The 22,052-nt window shown below is 64.2% G+C and carries 23 protein-coding genes and 1 riboswitch; of the genes, 9 read left to right on the forward strand and 14 right to left on the reverse strand.

Going from position 1 to position 22,052, the window contains the following annotated elements; all coding sequences use genetic code 11:
• Nucleotides 1-55: 55 nt before the first annotated feature.
• Together cysK and ACOZK4_RS12660 are read right to left on the reverse strand one after the other, a co-directional pair.
• Nucleotides 56-1,024, reverse strand: a complete 969-nt coding sequence (gene cysK, locus ACOZK4_RS12655; protein WP_421592178.1) for a cysteine synthase A — start codon at nucleotides 1,022-1,024, stop codon at nucleotides 56-58.
• Nucleotides 1,025-1,152: 128 nt separating this feature from the next.
• On the reverse strand, nucleotides 1,153-1,770 hold the full coding sequence (locus tag ACOZK4_RS12660; protein ID WP_421592179.1) for a LysE family translocator: 618 nt from the start codon (nucleotides 1,768-1,770) through the stop codon (nucleotides 1,153-1,155).
• A gap of 164 nt (nucleotides 1,771-1,934) precedes the next feature.
• Between ACOZK4_RS12660 and ACOZK4_RS12665 the strand changes: the two genes are divergently transcribed.
• Nucleotides 1,935-2,567, forward strand: coding sequence for a LysE family translocator (locus ACOZK4_RS12665; protein ID WP_421592180.1), 633 nt, complete (start codon nucleotides 1,935-1,937; stop codon nucleotides 2,565-2,567).
• Here ACOZK4_RS12665 and ACOZK4_RS12670 read toward each other — a convergent pair whose 3' ends face one another.
• Both ACOZK4_RS12670 and dut read right to left on the reverse strand, forming a co-directional pair.
• Nucleotides 2,568-3,455, reverse strand: a complete 888-nt coding sequence (locus ACOZK4_RS12670; protein WP_421592181.1) for a GNAT family N-acetyltransferase — start codon at nucleotides 3,453-3,455, stop codon at nucleotides 2,568-2,570.
• A 4-nt stretch (nucleotides 3,456-3,459) separates the two neighbouring features.
• Nucleotides 3,460-3,927, reverse strand: coding sequence for a dUTP diphosphatase (gene dut / locus ACOZK4_RS12675; RefSeq protein WP_421592182.1), 468 nt, complete (start codon nucleotides 3,925-3,927; stop codon nucleotides 3,460-3,462).
• A gap of 94 nt (nucleotides 3,928-4,021) precedes the next feature.
• On the opposite strand from dut, the gene ACOZK4_RS12680 reads away from it, so the two are divergent.
• Nucleotides 4,022-5,602 (forward strand): peptide chain release factor 3, encoded by a 1,581-nt coding sequence (locus ACOZK4_RS12680; RefSeq protein ID WP_421592183.1) that lies wholly within the window; start codon nucleotides 4,022-4,024, stop codon nucleotides 5,600-5,602.
• A gap of 67 nt (nucleotides 5,603-5,669) precedes the next feature.
• A riboswitch (TPP riboswitch) is annotated at nucleotides 5,670-5,766 on the forward strand.
• Between the two features lie 42 nt (nucleotides 5,767-5,808).
• Nucleotides 5,809-6,621, forward strand: coding sequence for a bifunctional hydroxymethylpyrimidine kinase/phosphomethylpyrimidine kinase (gene thiD / locus ACOZK4_RS12685; protein ID WP_421592184.1), 813 nt, complete (start codon nucleotides 5,809-5,811; stop codon nucleotides 6,619-6,621).
• A 98-nt stretch (nucleotides 6,622-6,719) separates the two neighbouring features.
• Here thiD and ACOZK4_RS12690 read toward each other — a convergent pair whose 3' ends face one another.
• The 4 genes from ACOZK4_RS12690 to ACOZK4_RS12705 form a co-directional block, all read right to left on the reverse strand.
• On the reverse strand, nucleotides 6,720-7,331 hold the full coding sequence (locus tag ACOZK4_RS12690; RefSeq protein WP_421592185.1) for a LysE family translocator: 612 nt from the start codon (nucleotides 7,329-7,331) through the stop codon (nucleotides 6,720-6,722).
• A 128-nt stretch (nucleotides 7,332-7,459) separates the two neighbouring features.
• On the reverse strand, nucleotides 7,460-8,260 hold the full coding sequence (locus ACOZK4_RS12695) for an AraC family transcriptional regulator (RefSeq protein ID WP_421592186.1): 801 nt from the start codon (nucleotides 8,258-8,260) through the stop codon (nucleotides 7,460-7,462).
• 4 nt (nucleotides 8,261-8,264) lie between these two features.
• A complete protein-coding gene (locus tag ACOZK4_RS12700) occupies nucleotides 8,265-8,669 on the reverse strand; it encodes a GFA family protein (protein WP_421592254.1) in 405 nt (134 codons plus the stop codon).
• Between the two features lie 54 nt (nucleotides 8,670-8,723).
• A complete protein-coding gene (locus ACOZK4_RS12705; RefSeq protein WP_421592187.1) occupies nucleotides 8,724-9,635 on the reverse strand; it encodes a pirin family protein in 912 nt (303 codons plus the stop codon).
• Between the two features lie 273 nt (nucleotides 9,636-9,908).
• Here ACOZK4_RS12705 and ACOZK4_RS12710 point away from each other — a divergent pair, with 273 nt between their 5' ends.
• Complete coding sequence (locus tag ACOZK4_RS12710; protein WP_421592188.1) at nucleotides 9,909-10,730, forward strand: class II glutamine amidotransferase; 822 nt, start codon at nucleotides 9,909-9,911, stop codon at nucleotides 10,728-10,730.
• Here the strand turns inward: ACOZK4_RS12710 and coaBC are convergent.
• The 5 genes from coaBC to ubiE all read right to left on the reverse strand — a co-directional run bounded on the left by coaBC (nucleotide 10,723) and on the right by ubiE (nucleotide 15,649).
• Nucleotides 10,723-11,928 carry a bifunctional phosphopantothenoylcysteine decarboxylase/phosphopantothenate--cysteine ligase CoaBC gene (gene coaBC, locus ACOZK4_RS12715; RefSeq protein WP_421592189.1) on the reverse strand — a complete coding sequence of 402 codons (1,206 nt, stop codon included), beginning with the start codon at nucleotides 11,926-11,928 and terminating at the stop codon, nucleotides 10,723-10,725. The genes ACOZK4_RS12710 and coaBC overlap by 8 nt on opposite strands.
• 128 nt (nucleotides 11,929-12,056) lie before the next feature.
• On the reverse strand, nucleotides 12,057-12,284 hold the full coding sequence (locus ACOZK4_RS12720; RefSeq protein WP_421592190.1) for a hypothetical protein: 228 nt from the start codon (nucleotides 12,282-12,284) through the stop codon (nucleotides 12,057-12,059).
• A gap of 135 nt (nucleotides 12,285-12,419) precedes the next feature.
• The gene (locus ACOZK4_RS12725) at nucleotides 12,420-13,223 is read right to left on the reverse strand and encodes a potassium channel family protein (RefSeq protein WP_421592191.1); all 804 of its coding nucleotides are present in this window, start codon (nucleotides 13,221-13,223) and stop codon (nucleotides 12,420-12,422) included.
• Nucleotides 13,224-13,260: 37 nt separating this feature from the next.
• On the reverse strand, nucleotides 13,261-14,835 hold the full coding sequence (gene ubiB, locus ACOZK4_RS12730) for a 2-polyprenylphenol 6-hydroxylase (protein ID WP_421592192.1): 1,575 nt from the start codon (nucleotides 14,833-14,835) through the stop codon (nucleotides 13,261-13,263).
• 37 nt (nucleotides 14,836-14,872) lie between these two features.
• The gene (gene ubiE, locus ACOZK4_RS12735) at nucleotides 14,873-15,649 is read right to left on the reverse strand and encodes a bifunctional demethylmenaquinone methyltransferase/2-methoxy-6-polyprenyl-1,4-benzoquinol methylase UbiE (protein ID WP_421592193.1); all 777 of its coding nucleotides are present in this window, start codon (nucleotides 15,647-15,649) and stop codon (nucleotides 14,873-14,875) included.
• A gap of 175 nt (nucleotides 15,650-15,824) precedes the next feature.
• On the opposite strand from ubiE, the gene mutM reads away from it, so the two are divergent.
• The 5 genes from mutM (at nucleotide 15,825) to ACOZK4_RS12760 (ending at nucleotide 21,024) form a co-directional block, all read left to right on the forward strand.
• A complete protein-coding gene (mutM, locus tag ACOZK4_RS12740; protein WP_313532123.1) occupies nucleotides 15,825-16,715 on the forward strand; it encodes a bifunctional DNA-formamidopyrimidine glycosylase/DNA-(apurinic or apyrimidinic site) lyase in 891 nt (296 codons plus the stop codon).
• 69 nt (nucleotides 16,716-16,784) lie between these two features.
• Nucleotides 16,785-17,558: an enoyl-CoA hydratase gene (locus ACOZK4_RS12745; protein WP_421592194.1), complete on the forward strand. Its 774-nt coding sequence runs from the start codon at nucleotides 16,785-16,787 to the stop codon at nucleotides 17,556-17,558.
• A 192-nt stretch (nucleotides 17,559-17,750) separates the two neighbouring features.
• Nucleotides 17,751-18,020 carry a 30S ribosomal protein S20 gene (gene rpsT / locus ACOZK4_RS12750; RefSeq protein WP_117367657.1) on the forward strand — a complete coding sequence of 90 codons (270 nt, stop codon included), beginning with the start codon at nucleotides 17,751-17,753 and terminating at the stop codon, nucleotides 18,018-18,020.
• A gap of 980 nt (nucleotides 18,021-19,000) precedes the next feature.
• Nucleotides 19,001-20,452 (forward strand): chromosomal replication initiator protein DnaA, encoded by a 1,452-nt coding sequence (gene dnaA, locus ACOZK4_RS12755; RefSeq protein WP_421592195.1) that lies wholly within the window; start codon nucleotides 19,001-19,003, stop codon nucleotides 20,450-20,452.
• Nucleotides 20,453-20,523: 71 nt separating this feature from the next.
• The gene (locus tag ACOZK4_RS12760) at nucleotides 20,524-21,024 is read left to right on the forward strand and encodes a GNAT family N-acetyltransferase (protein ID WP_313529798.1); all 501 of its coding nucleotides are present in this window, start codon (nucleotides 20,524-20,526) and stop codon (nucleotides 21,022-21,024) included.
• On the opposite strand, the gene gcvA is transcribed toward ACOZK4_RS12760, so the two are convergent.
• On the reverse strand, nucleotides 21,021-21,917 hold the full coding sequence (gcvA, locus tag ACOZK4_RS12765) for a transcriptional regulator GcvA (RefSeq protein ID WP_421592196.1): 897 nt from the start codon (nucleotides 21,915-21,917) through the stop codon (nucleotides 21,021-21,023). The genes ACOZK4_RS12760 and gcvA overlap by 4 nt on opposite strands.
• Nucleotides 21,918-22,052: the final 135 nt, after the last annotated feature.

Below are 22,052 nucleotides of genomic sequence, written 5' to 3' on the forward strand. Positions count from 1 at the left end.
GAGAGCCGGTCCGGTGGGGAGATGCCGCATGGCCGGGCCATGCGGCGGTCACGTCTCAGCTTGCGAGTCCTTCGAAGAGCGCGGTCGAGAGATAGCGCTCGGCAAAGGAGGGGATGATGACGACGATGGTCTTGCCGGCGTTTTCCGGGCGGCTGCCGACCTTCGCGGCGGCGGTGAGGGCAGCACCGGAGGAAATGCCGACCGGTACGCCTTCGAGCCGTGCGACGAGGCGGGCATTGGCGAAGGCCTCGTCATTGCTAACGGTCACGACCTCGTCATAGACGTCCTTGTCGAGGATGGCGGGTGCAAAGCCGGCGCCGATGCCCTGGATCTTGTGCGGGCCGGGATTGCCGCCCGACAGAACCGGGCTGTCGGCGGGTTCCACCGCCACGACCTGGAAACCGGGTTTGCGCGCCTTCAGCACCTGGCCGACGCCGGTGATGGTGCCGCCCGTGCCGATGCCGGAAACGAGGATGTCGACCGCACCGTCGGTGTCGTTCCAGATCTCCTCGGCCGTGGTCTTGCGATGGATCTCGGGATTGGCCGGGTTTTCGAACTGCTGGGGAATGACGGCGCCGGGAATGGTGCTGGCCAGTTCCTCGGCCATGGCGATGGCGCCTTTCATGCCCTTCGGCCCCTCGGTCAGCACCAGCTCGGCGCCGAGCAGGGCGAGCATCTTGCGCCGCTCGATCGACATGGTCTCCGGCATGGTCAGGATGAGGCGATAGCCCTTGGCGGCGGCGGCGAAGGCGAGCGCGATGCCGGTATTGCCCGAGGTCGGCTCGACCAGCGTCGATTTGCCGGGCGTGATCTTGCCCTGGGCCTCCAGCGCCTCGATCATCGCCACCCCGATGCGGTCCTTCACCGAGGCGATCGGATTGAAGAATTCGAGCTTGGCCAGAAGGTTGGCGACGACGCCCTTTTCCTTGGCAAACTTGTCGAGACGCACGATCGGCGTGTCGCCGATGGTCTCGGTGATGGAGGCGTAGATACGGCCGCGGCCGGGCTTGCGGGGTTCGCTCATCGGGGTCTCCTCGTTATTATCGCAGAGAAGATAGGAGGGAACGCGGCGGGAGACGAGTCCGGATTTCGCGGTAAAACGGTTTCAAACGGAATAATCGGGTTGTCGGTGGCGAAAAACCTGGCAATCCGTCATGCCGCGCGGGTGGCGATATAGGCTGCGGTTCCCGCCAGAATGCCGGCCGCGACGCGGTTCAGCCGCTGCAAGGCTTTCGGCTGCCTGAGCAGGACCCGGGCGCGCGCGGCGAGCGCGATATAGGGCACGACCACGATGAGCAGCACGATGAAGGTGGCGGCCAGCAGCACGCCATAATCCTTGAGGCCGATCGCCTCGAGATCGACCAGCGTTGGCACGAGCGCGACATAGAACAGCATGGTCTTGGGATTGCCGAGCGTCACGAACAGGCCCGACAGGAAGGACATGGTCATGCTGGTGGAGCGCTGCTCCTCGATGTTCTGCGGCAGCAGCCCACCCGTCCAGAGTTTCCAGGCGATGTAGCCGAGATAGAGCGCCCCGGCGATCTTGATCAGCATGAAGGCCGTGGTGAAGGTCTGGGCGATGAAGGCAAGGCCGAGGATGACTGCCGTCAGATAGACCATGTCGCCGAGGATGAGCCCGAGCCCCATGAAAAAGGTCGGCCGGAACCCGGAACCGAGCGCACGGGCGACGATCGCCGTGATCCCGGGACCGGGAATGATGGCGGCAATGAACAAGGCACCGCTATAGGCGATGAGGACGGCGAGGGTCATGGGGAAACTCCTTGGGTGCATCCCTTTTACGCCCGGCGGTGTTTTCCGGCAATGGCCGGCCTCGCAGCGGACAGCGGGTACTCTTGTCACCGGGACAAGTGCGATCCTTGCGGCGGCAGGGCGCGAGGAATACTCCTCTTTCGTCCATCCAGGGGAGATGATCCGTGCCCGAATTGACCAGCCTTGCCGCTTTCGCCCTCATTGCGCTCGGCATGGTGCTGACGCCGGGGCCGAACATGCTCTATCTCGTCTCCCGCTCGATCTGCCAGGGACCGGCGGCCGGGCTCATCTCGCTCGGCGGCGTGGCGCTCGGTTTCGTGTTCTATCTGTTTGCCGCAGCCCTCGGCATCACCGCGCTTTTGATGGCGGTGCCCTATGCCTATGATGCGTTGCGTTTTGCGGGCGCGCTCTATCTCGCCTGGCTGGCCTGGCAGGCGCTGCGTCCCGGCGGGCGTTCGCCCTTTGCGGTGAAGACCCTGCCGCGCGACGGCAACCGCAAACTCTTCCTCATGGGGCTTGTCACCAATCTGCTGAACCCCAAGGTTGCCGTGCTCTATCTCTCGCTGCTGCCGCAGTTCATCGACCCTGCAAGGGGCCATGTTTTCCTGCAGGCGCTGGTGCTGGGCGGCACGCAGATCGTCATTGCCGTCAGCATCAACGGGCTGATCGCCGTGTCCGCGGGCTCCGTGGCCGCCCTTCTCGCCACCCGCCCGCGCTGGGCGCTCGTGCAGCGCTGGCTGATGGGCACGATGCTGGCCGGGCTCGCGCTGCGCATGGCGACGGATGCTGGACGCTGATCAGAATTCTGCCATCGGCGGCAGCGCGAAGGGCTTTTGCGGCAGCAGGTCCTCCGCTCCGCGCAGCATGAGCACCACGTCGCCCTCGTCGGCAATGGCCTCGCCGTTCCAGTTCAGATGATCGGGCGCAAAATGCACGTGGATTTTTGACGGCGTGAGCCGCAGGCTTGCGAGGATATCGGCGAGGGCAGGGATTTGCGCACCGGCCACGTCGAACAGCTCGAAGGTGCCGTCTTCGCCCTGTTGCCAGGCAATGACGGCGCCGTCCTCTTCCATGACGTCGAGCCGGAGATCCGGCATCAGCGCGGCGTTGAACAGAAACATCTCGACCTGCCGCAGCGGTGCAAAACGATCGGAAACCGGGCGACGACCATTCAAGAGTCGGCGAAGCAACGTCACGTCCGCATCGTTGGCCATATCGAGCTGCCGCGTTGCGCCAGCCCGACCGCCTGTCGGTGCCGGGCCTGCAAAACGATGCTGCGCCAGCGTTCGGAAACCGTAACGCTCGTAGAGGGTGGGCTTGTCGGTCAGCAGCGCCACGGCTTCAAAACCCTCGCTGTCGCAATAGTCGAGGGCTGCCTCCATGACGGAGCGGAACAGGCCGCGCCCGCGAAAATCCGGCCGCACCGCTCCCGATTGCAGCGCCGCGGCGCGCGTGAAATTGCCGTTGATGACCAGCGGCATCGAGAAGGCACTGATATTGGCGATGCAGGTGCCGGATGCGTCGAACCAGGCGAAGGGCACGCCGGTCGGGTCCGGCCCGCCAAGCCGGTCGAGGATCGTCACATCGATGCCGAACGTGTCGTCGAGCAGGCCGGCAAGCGCCAGCGAAGCCGCCGGATCGCCGAAATAGTTCGCGCGGAAAACGAGCGCAGGATGGCCCGTCATCGTCTCAGCGCACGCCGGTCGAGCCGAAGCCGCCGGCGCCGCGTGCGGTCTCGCTGGCTTCCGTTACCTCGTGAACGGCGATCTGCGTTACGGGGGCGATTACCATCTGGGCGATGCGCATGCCGCGCTCGATGGTGAACGGCTCTTCGCCGAGATTGACGAGCAGCACCTTCACCTCGCCGCGATAATCGCTGTCGATGGTGCCGGGGGTGTTGAGGCAGGTGATGCCGTTCTTGAAGGCGAGGCCGGAGCGCGGACGGATCTGCGCCTCGTAGCCGAAGGGCACTTCGAAGACGAAGCCGGTCGGTACCAGCGTGCGCTTGCCCGGCGCGAGCGTCAGCGGTGCATCGGCTTCCACCGCGGCGCGCAGGTCCATGCCGGCGGCGCCCGGCGTCTCATAGGCGGGAAGCTCGATCCCCGCGCCATGCGGCAGGCGGATGAGGGAGAGCTGGGCGGGAGCGTGTGCGGTCATGCGGCCATAAGCCGGCCGTGGCGGCAGCGCGTCAATTGCATCTTCGAGGCGGAGCCTGTAAAGACGCCGGCAACTCACAGGATATTGCAGAAAAATGGCTGAAACCCTCGCCGAGGCGGTCTCCCGCCGCCGCACCTTCGCGATCATCGCGCACCCGGACGCCGGTAAAACCACGCTCACCGAAAAGCTGCTGCTGTTCGGCGGCGCCATCCAGCTCGCCGGCGAAGTGAAGGCGAAGAAGGACCGCATCCAGACCCGGTCGGACTGGATGAAGATCGAGCGCGAGCGCGGCATCTCCGTCGTGACCTCGGTCATGACCTTCGAATATGACGGCAACGTCTTCAACATTCTCGATACGCCCGGCCACGAGGACTTCGCCGACGATACCTACCGCACGCTGACGGCCGTTGACGCGGCCATCATGGTCATCGATGCCGCCAAGGGTATCGAGCCGCGCACGCTGAAACTCTTCGAAGTCTGCCGCCTGCGCGATATCCCGATCATCACCTTCGTCAACAAGATGGACCGCGAAAGCCGCGACCCCTTCGAAATCCTCGACGAGGTGGAAGAGAAGCTGGCACTCGATACCGCGCCGGTCACCTGGCCCGTCGGCCGCTCCAAGTCCTTCTGCGGCTCCTATCACCTTGCCGATCGCACCTATCGCGGCTCGGATACGCAGGTGCAGCCGACGAAAATGGACGATATCGCCGAAGTCGCCAAAAACCTGCCGGAAAACGAGCGCGAAGCCTTCACCGAGGAGCTGGAGCTGGCCCGCGAGGCCTGCCGCCCATTCGACCGCGAAGCCTTCCTCGAAGGCCATATGACGCCGGTCTTCTTCGGTTCGGCATTGCGCAATTTCGGTGTGCGCGATCTCATCAACGCGCTCGGCGCCTTCGCGCCGCCGCCGCGTGACCAGATTGCCGATGTGCGCAAGGTCCATGCCGCCGAAGACAAGATGACGGCCTTCGTCTTCAAGATCCAGGCCAATATGGACCCGAACCACCGCGACCGCATCGCGTTTGCCCGCGTCTGCTCCGGTATGCTGGAGCGCGGCATGAAGGTGCGCCTTGCCCGCACCGGCAAGACCATAGGTCTCTCGGCGCCGCAGTTCTTCTTCGCCTCGCAGCGCCAGCTGGCCGACACGGCCTATGCCGGCGACGTGGTGGGCATCCCGAACCACGGCACGCTGCGCATCGGCGATACGCTGACGGAAGGCGAAGCGCTGGTCTTCGAGGGCGTGCCGAACTTCGCGCCGGAAATTCTGCGCCGCGTGCGGCTGGAAGACGCGATGAAGGCCAAGAAGCTGAAGGAAGCCCTGCAGCAGATGGCGGAAGAGGGCGTCGTGCAGCTATTCTCACCGGAAGACGGCTCGCCGGCCATCGTCGGCGTGGTCGGTGCGCTGCAGCTCGACGTGTTGAAGGAACGGCTTCAGGGGGAATACGGTCTGCCGGTTTCCTTCGAGATGTCGCGCTTCTCCGTCTGCCGCTGGGTTTCCTCCGAGAATGCGGCGGAACTCGACAAATTCGTTACCCAGCGCCGCGGCGATATCGCCCGCGACCTTGACGGCGATCCGGTGTTTTTGGCGCAGGACAGCTTCTCTCTGCGCTACGAGGCGGAGCGCTATCCCGCGATCAAGATGGTCGCCATCAAGGAATATCACGTCACCAAGGCGTAACGCACGCCTGCCATTTTGCCGCCTGTCACTTTCAAGATGACAGGCGGCTTTTCATTTGCGAAACGTAGCGCCTGGACAGGGGCGTCCGCCGCAAGGCGGGCTGAGAAGCACCCTTTGAACCTGAACCGGATCATGCCGGCGGAGGGAGTCGAACGGGCGCCGTATCGCTGCGCGTCCCACGGCCACCTCCGTCGCAAGGAGGCTTAATGGCCGAGACGACCATCGCAAACATCCTTTCCATCGCAGGGTCCGACCCGTCGGGCGGCGCCGGCATCCAGGCCGATCTCAAGACCTTCGCGGCGCGCGGCACCTATGGCATGGCCGTGCTGACGGCGCTGACGGCGCAGAACACACAAGGCGTGTCCGGCGTGCATCTCGTGCCGGCGGATTTCGTCGCGGCGCAGATCCGGGATGTCTTCGCCGATGTGCGGGTCCATGCGGTGAAGATCGGCATGATCGCCTCGGCCGATATTGTCGAGGCGGTGGCCCATGCGCTCGCCAGCCATCGCAGCACGCCGCTCGTGCTCGATCCCGTCATGGTGGCCAAGGGTGGCGCCTCGCTTCTGGCGCGCGAGGCCGTCGATGCCCTGATGCGCCGCCTGCTGCCGCTCGCCACGGTGCTCACGCCCAACCTGCCGGAGGCGGCCGCTCTGCTCGGCGAGGCGGAGGCAACGGACCGGGAGACGATGGCGGATCAGGCGAACCGCCTGCTGGCGCTTGGCCCCAAGGCGGTGCTGCTGAAGGGTGGGCACCTGCCCGGCAACCAGAGCCCGGATGTCCTGGCGACGCGCGATCGCCTGCGCTGGTTCGAGGGCGTGCGCGTCCTTACGCGCAACACCCATGGCACCGGCTGCTCGCTATCGAGCGCCATTGCGGCCGAACTCGGCAAGGGCAAGACGCTGCCGGATGCCGTGGCGGCGGCAAAAAGCTACATTGCCGGCGCCGTGCGCGGCTCGGATGCGCTGGCCGTCGGCTCCGGCCACGGCCCGCTGCACCATTTTCATGCGCTCTGGAACTAGAGTATTTCCGCTTTTCTTCGAAACGCGAAAACGCTCTAGCTCTTTGTTTCTAGGCAATTCCGGACGCAAAACCGCTTCGCACTTTTGCTGGAATTGCTCTAGCGATCCGCGAGCGCCAGCCGCAGACCCATCAGACCGAGCGCGGCGGCAAAACTGCGCTGTGTCCAGACCATGATCTTCGGACGGCTCAGCACCTGCTGCCGCAGGCCTGCGGCAAGGGCTGCATAGAGCGCGAAGACGAGGAAGGTCAGCGCCATGAAGACTACGCCGAGGATGAGCATGCGCGCGGTGACGTCAGGCGCCTGTGCCGGTACGAATTGCGGCAGGAAGGCCAGGAAGAACAGCGAGAGTTTCGGGTTGAAGATATTGGTGAGGATGCCTTTCCGCACGATGCGCGGCGCCCGTTCTGCCGGCTGATCCGGCCCGAGATCGAGCGCACGCGAATCCTTCAGGAGGCTCCAGGCGATGAAAAGCAGATAGGCGACGCCGGCATAGCGCAGCACCTCGAAGGCGAGCGCACTGGCATGCAGCACGGCGGCAAGCCCGACGACACTGGCGAGGATATGCGGAATGATGCCGAGCGTGCAGCCGAAGGCGGCAAGCAGGCCGGCGCGAAAACCACCGCTGATACCGAGCGCCAGCGTATAGATGACGCCGGTGCCCGGAAGCAGGATGACAACGAGCGAGGTTATGAGGAATTCGGTGGTCATGTGATGTTCCCATGCTGAGGAGCGGGCAGGAAACACCGGAGCGGCCAGGATGGTCTTGAACGAAATTGCAGCCAAGCAATTCCAGCAAAAGTGCGGAGCGGTTTTGCGCCCGGAATTGCGAAAAGTCGCTAGGCGAGGGCGGCGTGGTAGGCACCGGGCGTATAGCCGTAGCGGCGGGTGAAATTGCGCGTCATATGGCTCTGGTCGGCAAAGCCTGCTTCGGCCGCGGCTTCGGCGAGCGGCTTTCCCGTCGCGATCAATCGACGGGAAAGCTCGGTGCGGCGCTGGAGCAGGTAGGCGTGCGGTGTCAGCCCGGTCACGCGGGCGAAGTCACGCACCAGCCGGAAACGGCCAAGCCCGCTTTCTTCCGCAAGGTCTTCAAGGGTGATGGCGGCATCGGGCATGCTGTCGAGTTTTTCACGGGCACGGGCGACGCCCGATGTTGCGATGCCGGAACGTTTTGCCGGCCGTTCGCGCAGCACGGCTGCCAGCAACAGCAGCAGCCGTTCCTCGTGGCCAAGCGGCGCGGCCCGAGCATCCAGCAAGGCCGCAAGGGCTGCTGCGGCGAGAGCGCTCACATGCCCGTCCGCCAGAACAGGTGCATAAAACTCGTCGCGCGGCCGGCCCTCGAAAATATCCTCCGCGGCAGACGCGACGATCTTCGGCTGCAGATACAGCATGCGCCAGGCGCGCGGCGTATCGCCGATCGGTACACCGTCGTGCACTTCGCCGGGATTGACCGTGATGGTGTTGCCGGCCTCGGCCTCGACCCGGCCGCGTCCGCTCGCCGAGGTCTGCGCGCCGCGTTCGATCAGGCCGATGCCGTAGGTGTCGTGGCTGTGGCGCGCGAAGGTGTGGCTGCTGTCGGCGACGACGGCCTCGATGCCGTCGATGGCCGTGCGCAGAATCTGGAAGCGCCCGGCGGCCATGCCTCTACTCCTGCGGCGTGCCGGGAAGGGCGGTCGTTTCGCCGAACCAGTCGGTGGCGGAGGAACACCAGATTTGCCGCGCCGGTCTCAGGTCGGCGCGCTGGTTGATGCTGCCCCAGCGGATGCCCCAGGTCGCCGCGGCCTCTCCCGTTCCCGTCGAGAAAAGCGGTGTGCCGCATTCGGGACAGAAGGACAGCATGCGTGGGCGGCCGCTTCCGGCGATCTTGGTGTAGATTTTCGGCGAATTGCCGGTCAGGCGCACGGCCTCGCGTGCTGCCCGCACGGTGACGCGATAGGGCGAGCCAGTCAGCCGCTGGCAATCCGTGCAATGGCAGATCAGCACCGCGCCGGGATCGATCTCGGCCTCGTAGGTCACGAGGCCGCAATGGCATTGCCCGTCGATGCGCATGAACAGTCCTTCCGCCGTGGGTACGACGGAAGGATAGGGTTTCACGAGCAGGCGTCAATGCGCCGGCTTGATGAAGGTGCCGTTGCGCAGCTCGCGCATCGCCTGTTCCAGCTCGACCTGTGTGTTCATTACGATCGGGCCGTGCCAGGCGACGGGCTCCTGGATCGGCTTGCCCGAGACGAGCAGGAAGCGGATGCCCTTTTCGCCGGCCTGCACCGTCACCTCGTCGCCGGTGTCGAACACGACGAGCGTGCGGTTGCCAGAGAGGTCGCGAATGTTCAGCTCCTCGCCCTGGAACTCCTTCTCCACCTTCACGCCGAACGGTTTCGACGCATCGCGGAACGTGCCGGAACCGGCGAAGATATAGGCGAAGGCCGAGCGGTAGGTATCGACCGGCAGGCGCTTGGTCTTGCCCGGCGGCACGGAGATGTCGAGATAGACGGGCTCGGCGGCGATGCCGTCGACCGGGCCGGTCTTGCCCCAGAAACTGCCGGCGATGACACGGGCCACCGTGCCGTCGTCATCGACGACGACGGGGATATCGCCGGATTTGATGTCCTGGTAGCGCGGCGCGGTCATCTTCAGCGACGAGGGCAGGTTGGCCCAGAGCTGGAAGCCGTGCATCTTGCCGACGAAATCGCCGCGCGGCATTTCCTGGTGCAGGATGCCGCTGCCGGCGGTCATCCACTGCACGTCGCCCGCACCCATCACGCCGTGATTGCCGAGGCTGTCGCCGTGTTCGACGGAGCCGGCCAGGACATAGGTGATGGTCTCGATGCCGCGATGCGGATGCCAGGGGAAGCCGCGGATGTAATCCTGCGGATCGTCGTTGCGGAAATCGTCCATCATCAGGAAGGGATCGGTCATCGACGGATCGCCGAAACCGAAGACGCGGTGCAGTTTCACGCCGGCGCCTTCCATGGCGGGGCGGGCGATGCTTTCGTGTTTGACGGGGCGTATGGACATGGGGAAGTCCTTTCGTTTGGGGTGTTGAAGCCTTTATACGCCGCACCCATCGTTCACGAAATCTGGCGGGCGCAGAACGGACTGTTCACAAAATCCTGTTCCGCCGGAAACTGCCGCTTGAGACGCCTGCCATCACAATGACACGCATGGTTTCGCCGCGTTTACATTCGTTAACGCAATTTTACCCATTTGCGTTGAAAATCCGGGCAGTGCCATGGTTAATGCGTCGTATCTCACACCGGTTCGCACCGGTCCAAACAAGCGGGAAATGTCATGTGCCGTTGGGCAGCCTATCGCGGAGAGCCGCTTTTCCTTGAGGAACTGGTGTCCTCGCCTGCGCACTCGCTGATCGAACAATCCCACTGCGCCACCCGCGCCAAGACGGCCACCAATGGCGACGGCTTCGGCATCGCCTGGTATGGCGAACGCCCGGAGCCCGGCCGTTACCGCGATATCCTGCCCGCCTGGTCCGACTGCAACCTGCGCAGCATCGCAAGCCAGGTCCGCTCGCCGCTGTTCCTCGCCCATGTGCGCGCGGCGACCGGCGGCGGCACGCGGCGCGACAATTGCCATCCCTTCGTGCACGGCATCTGGTCCTTCATGCACAATGGCCAGATCGCCGATTTCGAGCATCTGCGCCGGCCGCTCGAAACCATGCTCGACAACGACCTCTATCACGCCCGCACCGGCTCGACGGATTCCGAACTTCTGTTCCTGCTGGCGCTGCAATTCGGCCTGGCGCGCGATCCGCTCGGCGCCATGGCCGAGACTATCGCCTTCGTCGAGCGTCTCGCGGCGCATCTGGAACGTCACGTGCTGGTGCGCTTCACCGCCGCCTTCACCGATGGCAAGCAGCTCTATGCCGTGCGCTATGCGACGGACTACAAGGCCCCGACGCTGTATGCCGCGCCGATGGGCGAGACGGGCGGTTACTGTCTCGTCTCCGAGCCCTTGAACGACGATACGGAAGCCTGGGTGGAAATCCCCGATGGCAGCGCCGTCGTGCTGGGCGAAAACGGCGTCGATGTGCGCATCTTCTCGCCCGCCGGCCGCCCGGCCAGCGCCATGGACGCCAGAATCAGCCTCGTCAAATAAGCCGGTCGGCAATCCAGCCGGCGAGGCCGTCCGCCACGTCGTCCTTGGAGAGTTCAGGCCAGGCCTCGATGCCCTCGGCCGTGATGAGCTTCACGCTGTTGCGCGTGCCGCCCATGATGCCGGTTTCCGGCGAGACGTCATTGGCGACGATCAGGTCCGCGCCCTTCTTCTGAAGCTTGACACGGCCGTTGCTCTCGACGTCCTGTGTTTCGGCCGCAAAACCGACGACGACCTTCGGGCGCTTGTCGCTGTGGCCGACGGTCTTCAGGATATCGGGATTTTCCGTAAGCATCAGCGGCGGCGGGCCTTCGCCCGGCTGTTTCTTGATCTTTTCATTGTTCGGCGTGGCCACGCGCCAGTCGGCGACGGCGGCGACCATCACGGCGATATCGGCGGGCAGGCTGACCAGCACGGCGTCCAGCATCTCGGCTGCCTGCTCGACATGGATAACCTTCACGCCCTTGGGATCGGGAATCGTGACCGGGCCGGAAACGAGCGTCACGTCCGCACCAAGCCGGGCAAGGGCTGCAGCAATGGCATGGCCCTGCCGGCCGGAGGAGCGGTTGGCGATGTAGCGCACGGGGTCGATCGGCTCATGCGTCGGGCCTGATGTGACCACGGCCGTGCGACCGGCGAGCGGCTTTGCGCCGCCATCGAGCAGGCGCTCTACCGCCGCGACGATCTCCAGCGGCTCCGCCATGCGCCCGAATCCGGCTTCGCCGCTTTCCGCCATCTCGCCGGCATTGGGGCCGATGAAGGCGATGCCATCCTTGCGCAGCGTCTCGACATTGCGGCGGGTTGCGGTATGCGCCCACATTTTCGGGTTCATGGCCGGGGCGACCAGCACCGGGCGGTCGGTGGCCAGAAGCACGGTGGAGGCAAGGTCGTCGGCAAGGCCGTTCGCCATCTTTGCCATCAGGTCGGCGGTGGCCGGCGCGACGACGATCAGGTCGCAATCGCGCGCCAGCCGGATATGCCCGATATCCTGCTCGTCCTCGCGGGAAAACAGCTCCGTATAGACATGGCCCGACGACAGCGCGCCGACGGCAAGCGGCGTCACGAATTGCTGCGCGCCCGCGGTCATGACGGGCCGCACCTCCGCGCCGCGTTCGCGCAGCCGGCGGATGAGGTCGAGGCTTTTATAGGCGGCGATGCCGCCGGAGATGACGAGAAGGATGCGTTTTCCTGCAAGCGGCATGGCGGGTCCCGGGCTCAAGAGGCGCAAGACCGCCCCCGGAGAGGACGGTCATCCCGTCCTACCCCGTTGCCGCGGCATTTCCAAGTCTTAGCCGTCGCCGAAGCGGTGCCGCTTCGGCTGGAAAGGCCCTAATGGCAGACCTTCACCTTCTTGATGATGAGGTTGCCGTAATAGTCGTATTTCTTGATCTTCTTCCAGAAACATTTCGGTTTGTGACCGTAGTAGTGGGTGACGAGCTCGACGGCACCGGCGGTCTGGAGACCTGATCCGTCCGGCATCCTGCCGGCAAAGGCGGGTGCGGCGAAGCTGCTGAAAGACAAGGCGGCAATGGCGGAAACAAACATGATCTTGCGCATGGGACGCTCCCCTTTTGGCCCCTGGAGAATACGGTCTTGCACTGCACTGCGCCGGTTGTTCCGGCCTTGCTAAAGTAACACCTTCGCGCGTTGCCGCAAGCCATCGCGACGGGCCAAGACGGGGTGCTTACGCCTTCAGGCGCCTTCGTCGGGAATGTTGAGCACGTGGCCGCAGGCCTTGCAGTGCACGGCATCGGTATCGTGGCGCGACAGGCCACATTCGGGGCAGGGGAAGGTCACCTTGTAGGGCCGGACGATGGCCTGTGCGAGGCGCACGAAAAGCGAGATGCCGACGATCATCGTGATGATCGAGGTGAGCTTTCCAAGCGTGCCGGGCAGCGTTATGTCGCCGAAACCGGTCGTCGTAACCGTCGCGACGGAGAAGTAGAGCGCATCGACGAAACCTTCAAAACCACCGGCGCCGTAGAAGAAGTTGGCATAGACGAAGCCTGTGACGAGGAAGAGGAAGACGAGAAAATTCACGCAGGCCTGGATGACGTCTTCCAGATAGCCATAACCGGTGCGGCGCAAAACCACCGTCACCAGCTTGCTCTGGCTGATCGCCCAGATGCGCAGGACGCGCAGGAACGCGAAATTGTGCAGATGGCTGGGAAACAGCAGCGTGCCGAGAATGACGATGTCCACCCAGGTCATCGGCCGAAGCAGCCAGTAGCGCAGGTTCGGCGCAATCAGCGCCCGCGCAGCAAGCTCAAAGGCGATGACAGCTGCAATCGCATAGTCGACGATGACATAGGCCGAGCCGGTGCGCAGGTAGGGCCCGGCGATGAAGAAAACCAGCACGGCGATATCGATGAACAGCATCGCCAGCTGAAACCGCACGGCCTCCCGGTCCCGCCCGAAATAAAGCCCGCGCAACTGCCGGCGCGCCCGTTCGAGAAAGGGTCGCGGTTCGGTCAAGCTCAGTGGTTCGTCGGTCATGGCGGAAAGACTAGCGCCGGGGCGGTGCCGGTCAAGCTCAGCCGAGCGTCCAGGCGATATAGACGAGCGTTGCGGCAATGACCCAGAGCGCGATGCGGCCCGAACGGGCGTGGCGGGCTTCCGAGCGGCCGATGGCCTCGGCGGTGTCCGCATCGAAACGCAGACCCTTTTCGGCCATCGACGTCAGGTCCTGCGAGAGCTTTTCCGTCTTGGCGGCGATCTCGGGGGCGGCTTCGGCGAGACGCAGCGCGGCGTGGGCGGCGTCGCGCAGGTCTGTCAGCAGGCGTTTCGGGCCGAGATTGTCGCGGATCCAATCGCCGACGACGCCTTCGGAGGCCTTCCACATGTTGAAGCGGGGGTTCAGCGTGCGCGACACGCCTTCCACGACGACCATGGTCTTCTGCAGCATGACGAGCTCGGTGCGGGTCTCCATGTCGAAGAGTTCCGTCACCTCGAAGAGCAGGGTGAGGAGCTTGGCCATGGAGATCGTTTCGGCCGGCTGGCCATGGATCGGCTCGCCGATGGCGCGGATCGCCTGGGCGAAGCTTGCGGTATCGTGGTGCGAGGGCACGTAGCCAGCCTCGAAATGCACGTCGGCGACGCGCTGGTAATCGCGCGTGATGAAGCCGTAGAGGATTTCGGCGAGGAAGCGGCGCTCCTTCTTGCCGAGCCGCCCGACAATGCCCATGTCGACCGCGACGACGACGCCCTGAGGATCGACGAAAAGGTTGCCCTGGTGCATGTCGGCATGGAAGAAGCCGTCGCGCAGCGTGTGGCGCAGGAAGGACTGGATGAGCGTGTCGGCGAGCGCGTTCAGGTCGTGGCCGGCGGCGCGCAGGCCCTCGACATCCGACATCTTGATGCCGTCGATCCACTCCATCGTAACGACGTCGCGGCCGGTGCGCTCCCAGTCGACCTTTGGCACGCGGAAGCCGGGATCGTCCTTGGTATTCTCGCCGAGTTCGGATAGGGCTGCCGCCTCAAGGCGCAGATCCATCTCGATCTTGGTCGTCTGTTCCAGCGTGCGCGTCACCTCGACGGGTTTCAGCCGGCGCGTGTTGGGCAGGATCTTTTCCTGAAGGCGGGCGGCCGCATACATGGCTTCGAGGTCATGCGCGAAGCGTTGGCGCACGCCGGGGCGGATGACCTTCACCGCCACCTTCCGCTCGCCATCGGCATCGCGCACCGTTGCAGGATGGACCTGGGCGATGGAGGCGGCGGCGACCGGATCGCCGAAATCCACATAGAGATCGTCGAGCGTGCGGCCGAGCGAGCCCTCGACGGTGGCGACGGCCGCTTCCCGTGGGAAGGTGGCCATACGGTCCTGCAAAGCGGAAAGCTCGACCGCAATCTCGGCGCCGACGACGTCGGGACGTGTCGCCAGGAACTGACCCATCTTCACATAGGAGGGGCCGAGGCGCTCGATGGCGCGGGCCAGCCGGTCGCCGCGGTCTTCGCGCGACGCCTTGCGGCGCTCCAAAAGGCCGGCGAGTGCATGCGCGGTGCGGGCAAGCGGCGGCATGCCCTCAGTCGGCAGCGCCGAGACGACGCCCTCGCGCACGAGAACCCAGCCCACCCGGGCAAGGCGAAGATAGGCGCCGATCATACTCATGCGGGGCGATACTGTCTGGAGGAGAGGCGGGCCATGCTCAGAGCTTCCAGCCCCAATGCAGCGCGGCGATGCCGCCCGTGTAGTTGGTATAGTTCACGCGCGAAAAACCGGCGGTGCGGATCATCGCGGCGAAGTCTTGCTGGTTGGGGAACTTGCGGATCGATTCCACGAGATACTGGTAGGGTTCGGCGTCGCCGGTGATCATCTTGCCGAATTGCGGGATCGCGTTGAACGACCAGGCGTCATAGACCTTGTCGAGCAGCGGCATCTCCACTTCGGAAAATTCCAGCACCAGCAGGCGCCCGCCGCGCTTCAGCACGCGATAGGCTTCCGACAGCGCGACATCAATGCGCGGCACGTTGCGGATGCCGAAGGCGATCGTATAGGCGTCGAAGCTGTTTGCCTCGAAAGGCAGGTCTTCGGCATTGGCCTCGACGAAGTCGAGATTGGCGGAGAGCCCCTTCTTCGCCGCCCGGTCGGCGCCGACGCCGAGCATCGAGCCGTTGATGTCGAGCACGGTGGAATGCGCCAGCCTGTCGGAGGCTTCGATGATGCGGAAGGCGATGTCGCCGGTGCCACCGGCAACGTCCAATGTCTTGTAGGAGGCGTCTTTGCGCGGGTTAAGGCTTGCGATCATCGCGTCCTTCCAGGCCCGGTGCAGGCCGGCGGACATGACGTCGTTCATGATATCGTAGCGCTTGGCGACCTTGTGGAAGACGTCGTTGACCAGCGCCTGCTTTTCGCCTTCGCGAACCTCGCGAAAGCCGTAGGAGGTTGCCATGCCGCCGTCCGCGGATGTGCGCTGTTCCGTCATCGTCGTCTCCATGGGCCGGTCTGTCGCAGCTCTATCGCCACTTAGACCATAGCGATTTGGCTTTGGCCGCGCTATCTGAACGCTTCGCCGGGTATATAGGACATAGATTGCCGAGAGGGAAATGCCGGAGCGCGGCAAATGCGCCCAAGGTTAAAGCCCGTTCAAGGAGACGAACATGCCGGAACTGCCGGAAGTGGAAACGGTCAAGCGCGGCCTCGCCCCCGTCATGGAAGGGTCGAAAATCCGCCGGGCGGAGCTACGCCGTCCGGATCTGCGCTTTCCCTTTCCGCCCGCCTTCGCCGAAAAGCTGGAGGGACGGCGTGTCACCTCGCTTGGCCGGCGCGCCAAATATCTGCTGATCGATCTCGAGGGCGGCGATGTCGTCATCGCCCATCTCGGCATGTCCGGCTCGTTCCGGGTGGAGGGGGCGGAGGCCGTCGAGACGCCCGGCGAGTTTCATATGCCGCGCAGCAAGGACACGCGCCACGACCATGTCGTCTTCCATCTGGAGACGCCGGAGGGTGAACGCCGCGTCGTCTATAACGACCCGCGCCGCTTCGGCTTCATGGATCTGGCCAAGCGCGAGGACATCGCCGCCCACGCCTTCTTCCGTGATCTCGGCGCCGAACCGACCGGCAACACGCTCGATGCCGATTATATCGCCGCGAAGTTTCGCGGCCGGCAGACGCCGCTGAAGGCGGCGCTGCTCGACCAGAAGAACATAGCCGGTCTCGGCAACATCTATGTCTGCGAGGCGTTGTGGCGGTCGCATCTGTCGCCGGAGCGTCATGCCGGCACGCTGGTGACGGCGGCGGGCAAGCCGAAGACGGAGCTTCTGGCGCTGACGGACGCGATCCGCGAGGTCATCGCCGACGCTATCGAAGCCGGCGGCTCGACCTTGCGCGACCATATCCGCGCCGACGGCTCGCTCGGCTACTTCCAGCATTCCTTTTCCGCCTATGATCGTGCGGGAGAGCCTTGCCGGACACCCGGCTGCGCGGGCACGATCGGCCGTATCGTGCAGAGCGGGCGGTCGACGTTCTATTGTGCCGATTGCCAGAAATAGAGCCAATGCCAGGAAAAGTGTGAAGCGGTTTTCCGTTCGGCAGAGCGTAACAAAAAAGGAGAGAGACGAATGGCCTATGAAACCCTGCTGGTGGAGACGCGCGGACGCGTCGGCCTCATCACGCTCAACCGGCCGCAGGCGCTGAATGCGCTGAACCGCAAGCTGCTGGAGGAGTTGAAGAGCGTGCTTTCAGGCTTCGAGGCGGATGCCGGCATTGGCGCCATCGTCCTCACCGGCTCGGAAAAAGCCTTTGCCGCCGGTGCTGATATCAAGGAAATGCAGCCCTACGGCTTTGCCAAAGCGGTCGTGGAAGACCTTGCCGCCGGCTGGGACGAGGTGGCAGCCTGCCGCAAGCCGATGATCGCCGCCGTCAGCGGCTTTGCGCTGGGTGGCGGCTGCGAGGTCGCCATGATGTGCGATTTCATCATCGCCTCGGAGACGGCGAAATTCGGCCAGCCGGAAATCACGCTCGGCATCATCCCCGGCATGGGCGGCACGCAGCGCCTGACGCGCGCGCTCGGCAAGTCGAAGGCGATGGACCTGATCCTGACGGGCCGAATGATGGATGCGGCGGAGGCTGAGCGCTGCGGCCTGGTGGCCCGCGTCGTCGCGCCGGAAAAGCTGATGGACGAGGCGCTGGCGGCGGCGGAAAAGATCGCGGGCTTCTCGCTGCCCTCGACCATGATGGCCAAGGAGGCGGTGAGCCGCGCCTACGAGACGGTGTTGTCGGAAGGCATGCGCGCGGAGCGCCGGCTCTTCCATGCGCTCTTCGCCACGGAAGACCAGAAGGAGGGCATGACGGCCTTCATCGAGAAGCGCAAGCCTGTGTTCGGCAACCGGTGAATCACCCGAGGCGGCGTTTCTTGCAGAATCCGCGTTGACGACCCCGCGGTTTCCAGCTATACGCCGCCCACAGTTTGGAAAGCCGAATTCTGAGGTTTTCCGATATTGCTCCCGAATTGCTTGGATGACAGGTCGCAGTGACCCGGCACGGCGAGGGTGGAGTTCGTGTCAGATTTCTGAAGAGAGGCATACATGGCCAATACAAGCTCGGCAAAGAAGGCGACCCGCAAGATCGCCGCGCGCACTGCAGTCAACAAGTCGCGCCGTTCGCGCGTCCGCAACTTCATCCGCAAGGTCGAAGAAGCCATCGCTTCCGGCGACCAGGCTTCGGCCGCTGCCGCCCTCAAGGCTGCACAGCCGGAACTGATGCGCGCTGCCACCAAGGGCGTGCTTCATTCCAACACGGCTTCCCGCAAGGTTTCGCGTCTCGCAAACCGCGTCAAGACGATGACGGCAGCCTGATCAGCTCCACCTGAGCTATGCAATATTAGTAAAAGCCCGGCGCCTGCGCCGGGCTTTTTGTTTTGTTTTTCGGGCTTGCTATGGTTAACGTGCACGGCTCGATCGTGTCAAAAGAGTGACGAAGAAAACTCTTTAAATTCAGTTACTTGTGGGAGGTTATCCCGCCTCGGTACCCCTTTCGTAGCGGGAGTTTGACAGCAATTTGAGTCAAGCGAATTTTTATTTTTTTCGTTTTTCCCGCGCTGCGAAACCCACCCGAAAACAAAGCCATTGATTCCTAACGGATTCTGTTGAGAGGGGGGCTTTCCGAGTCAAAAACGCTCTTCCGAGTCAACGCCTGCCCCTTAATTTTGCGTAAAATTCGTGATTGATCTTGGGGCATGATCCTGCCTAAATGCTTTCCACAGGGGGCGCGGACATATCCCGAAAATGATCGCCGGCAAGACTGTCTCACAAGGCAGCGGTGGTTGTTTGTTCTCTGTAGCGGAGCGGCCCACGCTTCGTAAAATCATCAAACCGGCAGAGCTTGCCCCAGGTGCCCCTGGCACACTGGCAGGGCTTTTTGCGACTTCGGTCGCGCCGGGCGAAAGCCGCGAGGACGGCCGTGATGAACGCGGGCATGCCTGCCGGACGCTCAACGAGGGAGCGGATGGTGTGGCTCACAAACGGACCAAGCGGATCGGGCATGACGCCGGATCTTTCGAGGCCCGACTTGTGTTTGACAAACAGGACCGTGCTGAAGGTAGGGGGTCGGCACTGTCAGGGACACCAGAACCCGTTCGGGCGATTGGCTCGACACGGACGGGCGATGGCAAACATGGAAGGCGTCGGCAGAACTGCCGGCGTGGCGAAGAAGCATGAAAGAAGGCGGCAAGATGCAAATGAATACGGCCAGGACGACTGGTGCATTCGCGAACGGGGAAAATGCACTCAAGGCGCTTCCGAAAGAAGAAGTGCGCGCGGCGGGGGTTCCATCCGATATGAAGCAGGACGCGATTTTCGAGCGGGTCAGCGCGCGCCTTAAAGCGCAGGTCGGTCCGGACGTCTTCGCAAGCTGGTTCGGTCGGCTGAAGATCCACTCCGTCTCGAAGAGCGTCGTGCGCCTGTCTGTGCCCACGACATTTCTGAAGTCCTGGATCAACAACCGCTATCTCGATCTCATCACCAGCTTGTTCCAGCAGGAGGATGCCGAAATCCTCAAGGTGGAAATCCTGGTGCGCACCGCCACCCGCGGCGTGCGTCCCGGCAGCCTCGACGAGGCCGTTGCCGTTGCCGAACCCGCACCGCAGGCCCAGCCGCGCCGCGCCGCCGGTGGCCCGCAGCCCGTCGCCAATGCCATTGCTTCGATTGCGCCTGCAGCCCAGCCGCGCGCCCAGCACACCGGCCCGCTCTTCGGCTCCCCGCTCGATCAGCGCTACACGTTCGATGCCTTCGTCGAGGGCACGTCGAACCGCGTCGCCCTTGCCGCCGCCCGCACCATCGCGGAAGCCGGTGCCGGCGCCGTGCGCTTCAACCCGCTCTTCGTCCATTCCAGCGTCGGCCTCGGCAAGACGCATCTTCTGCAGGCCATCGCGCTCGGTGCGCTTTCCAGCGCCCGCAATCCGCGCGTCGTCTATCTGACGGCCGAATATTTCATGTGGCGCTTCGCGACCGCGATCCGCGACAATGACGCGCTCTCGCTGAAGGAGACGCTGCGCAACATCGATCTCCTGATCATCGACGACATGCAGTTCCTGCAGGGGAATTCGATCCAGAACGAGTTCTGCCATCTGCTCAACATGCTGCTCGATTCCGCCAAGCAGGTCGTCGTCGCCGCCGACCGCGCACCGTGGGAACTGGAATCGCTCGATCCGCGCGTGCGTTCGCGCCTCCAGGGTGGCGTCGCCATCGAGATGGAAGCGCCCGACTACGAGATGCGCCTCGAAATCCTCAAGCGCCGCCTGGCCGCAGCCCAGCAGGAAGACGGCTCGCTCGATATCTCGCCGGAAATTCTGAGCCACGTCGCCCGCAACATCACGGCCAGCGGTCGCGAGCTGGAAGGCGCCTTCAATCAGCTGCTGTTTCGCCGCTCCTTCGAGCCGAACCTGACGATCGAGCGCGTCGACGAACTGCTCGGCCATCTCGTCGCAGCCGGCGAGCCGCGCCGCGTGCGCATCGAGGACATCCAGCGCGTCGTTGCCAAGCATTACAACGTCTCGCGCCAGGAGCTGGTCTCGAACCGCCGCACCCGCGTCATCGTCAAGCCGCGCCAGATCGCCATGTATCTGTCGAAGACGCTGACGCCACGCTCCTTCCCGGAAATCGGCCGCCGTTTTGGCGGACGCGACCACACGACCGTGCTGCATGCAGTGCGCAAGATCGAGGAACTGATCTCGGGCGATACCAAGCTCAGCCACGAGATCGAGCTTCTGAAGCGCCTGATCAACGAATAGGCCCTTTGCCCTTTAGCGCGACGCCGTGCCGTCCTCTGGACGCGCACGGCGTTTCTCTTTGAGAGACCGGCATGCGACTGCTCGTCACCTATATGCACCTGCGCGAACCGCCGGCGAACCGTGCGGCTCTGCCAGTGCCGGCCGTCAATCTCGCGTTTCAGCCGGAACGCCTCTCGATCGAAGACTATCTAGCGATCTACCGGGAGATCGGCACGCCGCTCACCTGGGATTCCCGCCTGCACATGCCGCAGGCAGCGTTGGCGGCCTTCCTGTCTGCGTTTTCGACGGCGACCTTCGTCCTGCGCGAGGAGGGGCGGGCGATAGGCCTCTGCGAATTCGATGCCATCGATACCGAGGATATCGAACTTACGCATTTCGGTCTCATCCCGGCCGCCTATGGCCGGCGCATCGGCCCCTGGCTGCTCGACACGGCGCTGCGGGCCGTCTGGCGTGAGGCGACGCGGCGGATCTGGCTGCATACCGATACCAACGACCACCCGAAGGCGCAGGTGACCTACAGGCGGGCAGGTTTCGAGATTTACAAAGAGCAGATGGAAGATTTTCCGGATTAGCTGCCGCGCACCGCACGGGCCTCTTCCGTCAGCCATTGCCGGAGGCTGGCGACGGCCGGGCGATCCAGCGCGCCGGGCGGATAGACGATGTAGTAGGCGAGCCCTGTCGCGACCCCTCTCGAGAAGGGCGCAACCAGCCGGCGTTCCTGGATTTCCCGCGCCACCAGTGACAGCCGCACCAGCACCACGCCATCGCCCGCCTTCGCCGCTTCGATTGCGCCGTTGCTGTCGGTGAAGACGGGGCCGCGCTGGGCGTCGATCTCGGTGATGCCGTTGGATTCCAGCCAGAGCCGCCAATCCTGCCGGTGCACGTCGTGGATCAGCACATGCTTGCCGAGGTCACCAGGCTCGTCGAGCGGTATCCGCTCGCGCAGGGAAGGCGCGATGACAGGCACGAGGTCGTCGTCCAGCAGCCTTTCGCTCACCAGGCCCTCATAGCGGCCGAAACCATGGCGGATCGCGATATCGACGCCGTCGCGGGCGAAATCGACGAGGCGGTTGGAGGCGCTGATGCGGATATCGGCGCCGGGCAGGCTCTCCTCGAATTTCGGCAGGCGCGGCACCAGCCATTGCGCGGCAAAAGTCGGCGTGCAGCTGATCAGCAGCGTGGACGGCGAGCGCGCCCGGATCAGCAGTTCCTCCGTCGCCTCGCGCATCAGCCGGAAGGCCGAGCGCATGGCCTTGAAGTAGCCTTCGCCATCGTCCGTCAGGATCAGCCGGCGCGGCTTGCGCTCGAAGAGCCGAACGCCGAGCGCTTCTTCGAGGTCACGGATCTGCAGGCTGACGGCGCCGGGCGTGACCGAAAGCTCGTCGGCGGCAAGTGTGACGGACAGATGCCGCGCCGTCGCCTCGAAGGCGCGCAGGCCGGACAGAGAGGGGAGGCGACCGTTCATGATTTAGTTTTCCTCGCTGATATCAGGAAATATGATCGTTTGTCTCAGGCGGAAATTACCGGAATGATAGCGCAAATTCCGGTGCGTCACATCCGGCCTTTTCATCCGGTTTAGAAAAAATCTCTGAGGATACCA

Source organism: Shinella sp. M27, assembly GCF_049199905.1.
Classification (GTDB): domain Bacteria; phylum Pseudomonadota; class Alphaproteobacteria; order Rhizobiales; family Rhizobiaceae; genus Shinella.

Bases quoted from the DNA above. Each gene is read 5' to 3' on its own strand.
- cysK (WP_421592178.1), bottom strand. From the start codon at position 1,024: ATGAGCGAACCCCGCAAGCCCGGCCGCGGCCGTATCTACGCCTCCATC.
- ACOZK4_RS12660 (WP_421592179.1), bottom strand. From the start codon at position 1,770: ATGACCCTCGCCGTCCTCATCGCCTATAGCGGTGCCTTGTTCATTGCC.
- ACOZK4_RS12670 (WP_421592181.1), bottom strand. From the start codon at position 3,455: ATGACGGGCCATCCTGCGCTCGTTTTCCGCGCGAACTATTTCGGCGAT.
- dut (WP_421592182.1), bottom strand. From the start codon at position 3,927: ATGACCGCACACGCTCCCGCCCAGCTCTCCCTCATCCGCCTGCCGCAT.
- ACOZK4_RS12680 (WP_421592183.1), top strand. From the start codon at position 4,022: ATGGCTGAAACCCTCGCCGAGGCGGTCTCCCGCCGCCGCACCTTCGCG.
- thiD (WP_421592184.1), top strand. From the start codon at position 5,809: ATGGCCGAGACGACCATCGCAAACATCCTTTCCATCGCAGGGTCCGAC.
- ACOZK4_RS12690 (WP_421592185.1), bottom strand. From the start codon at position 7,331: ATGACCACCGAATTCCTCATAACCTCGCTCGTTGTCATCCTGCTTCCG.
- ACOZK4_RS12695 (WP_421592186.1), bottom strand. From the start codon at position 8,260: ATGGCCGCCGGGCGCTTCCAGATTCTGCGCACGGCCATCGACGGCATC.
- ACOZK4_RS12700 (WP_421592254.1), bottom strand. From the start codon at position 8,669: ATGCGCATCGACGGGCAATGCCATTGCGGCCTCGTGACCTACGAGGCC.
- ACOZK4_RS12705 (WP_421592187.1), bottom strand. From the start codon at position 9,635: ATGTCCATACGCCCCGTCAAACACGAAAGCATCGCCCGCCCCGCCATG.
- ACOZK4_RS12710 (WP_421592188.1), top strand. From the start codon at position 9,909: ATGTGCCGTTGGGCAGCCTATCGCGGAGAGCCGCTTTTCCTTGAGGAA.
- coaBC (WP_421592189.1), bottom strand. From the start codon at position 11,928: ATGCCGCTTGCAGGAAAACGCATCCTTCTCGTCATCTCCGGCGGCATC.
- ACOZK4_RS12720 (WP_421592190.1), bottom strand. From the start codon at position 12,284: ATGCGCAAGATCATGTTTGTTTCCGCCATTGCCGCCTTGTCTTTCAGC.
- ACOZK4_RS12725 (WP_421592191.1), bottom strand. From the start codon at position 13,223: ATGACCGACGAACCACTGAGCTTGACCGAACCGCGACCCTTTCTCGAA.
- ubiB (WP_421592192.1), bottom strand. From the start codon at position 14,835: ATGAGTATGATCGGCGCCTATCTTCGCCTTGCCCGGGTGGGCTGGGTT.
- ubiE (WP_421592193.1), bottom strand. From the start codon at position 15,649: ATGACGGAACAGCGCACATCCGCGGACGGCGGCATGGCAACCTCCTAC.
- mutM (WP_313532123.1), top strand. From the start codon at position 15,825: ATGCCGGAACTGCCGGAAGTGGAAACGGTCAAGCGCGGCCTCGCCCCC.
- ACOZK4_RS12745 (WP_421592194.1), top strand. From the start codon at position 16,785: ATGGCCTATGAAACCCTGCTGGTGGAGACGCGCGGACGCGTCGGCCTC.
- rpsT (WP_117367657.1), top strand. From the start codon at position 17,751: ATGGCCAATACAAGCTCGGCAAAGAAGGCGACCCGCAAGATCGCCGCG.
- dnaA (WP_421592195.1), top strand. From the start codon at position 19,001: ATGAAGCAGGACGCGATTTTCGAGCGGGTCAGCGCGCGCCTTAAAGCG.
- ACOZK4_RS12760 (WP_313529798.1), top strand. From the start codon at position 20,524: ATGCGACTGCTCGTCACCTATATGCACCTGCGCGAACCGCCGGCGAAC.
- gcvA (WP_421592196.1), bottom strand. From the start codon at position 21,917: ATGAACGGTCGCCTCCCCTCTCTGTCCGGCCTGCGCGCCTTCGAGGCG.